Origin of the sequence: Photorhabdus sp. RM96S, from assembly GCF_042879335.1 — a bacterium.
In the GTDB taxonomy this organism is placed as follows: domain Bacteria; phylum Pseudomonadota; class Gammaproteobacteria; order Enterobacterales; family Enterobacteriaceae; genus Photorhabdus; species Photorhabdus kayaii.
The window spans coordinates 1-980 of the sequence record NZ_JBHFKT010000130.1 but is presented as its reverse complement, the minus strand read 5'-3'; the positions used below and the strand labels follow the sequence as shown (position 1 = coordinate 980).

General features: G+C 64.2%; 1 protein-coding gene. It reads left to right on the top strand.

Annotation, left to right across the window (positions count from 1 at the left end; genetic code table 11):
- A partial coding sequence (locus ACGF49_RS24590; protein ID WP_387493328.1) for a tyrosine-type recombinase/integrase occupies positions 1-409 on the top strand: 409 nt, incomplete at its 5' end.
- Positions 410-980: the final 571 nt, after the last annotated feature.

Sequence of the window (980 nt, the reverse complement as noted above, 5' to 3'; positions counted from 1 at the left end):
GCTGGTCACCCCGGACATCCAGTCGCTGTTCGTGGCAATGGACGGTCTCGACGGGTTGCAGCCGAACGGTATCACGAATGCCGTGAGCGGCTATATCCGGGCCGCCGGCATCGAGAAAAAAGGTGCCTGCCACCTGTTCCGGCATGCGATGGCGACGCAGATGCTGGAGAACGGGGCAGACCTGCGCTGGATACAGGCGATGTTAGGCCATGCCAGCGTGGAATCCACCCAGGTGTATACGCAGGTCTCTATCCGGGCCTTGCAGGCGGTGCACGCCAGTACGCATCCGGCGGAGCAAATGGCCGACGAAAAAGTCAGCGACGCCGATGAGGTGGGTTTACTGGCCGACCTGTACGCCGACGATAACGCCGATGCCGACACGCCGCCGGACAACCCGACGCTGACCTGAACCCCCGATAGCCGCTGAGCATCCACACGCCCCCGTTGAGTTGGGCGGGTTCGGTGTGGGGGCAGACCGTGGCCGGACTGCCCGTCGGCATCGGTGCACGCGGGGGTAAATAGTCGTCAGGCGGCCCAAGCCCCGACGTCCCCGTTGAGCCGGTCCAGGCCGCCCAACGCCTATTGAACATAATGCGGGGGGAATTATACGCACTGCGCCGGTGAGCCCGGGCAACCGCCTGAGCATTGATGAGCGGCTTAATGCGTATAATTGGCATTATGTCTTGCGCCCCCGCGGGTCAGCATTGGCGGGTGTGGCGCACAAGGCTGCGCCTTCTGCTGTCAGCGTCTGAGCCGGCCATCGGCAACCCCAAGTTCTTCTTTAGCTGCCCTGCAACCGTTGGCCCCCCCTGAAGGCAGGTCGGCCTGCGGCCTCCGCTAATTTACGTCCCCCGCCCCAACCCTGCTGCACTGGCTGCGCGCGGCTCGCACTGCGCTGCGCTCCGTTGCTCGTTCCCGTGCTCGCCATCGCCGCCCCGTGCAGCCCTGTCTTTCCTACACAAATATTTTAACCTGCCCCC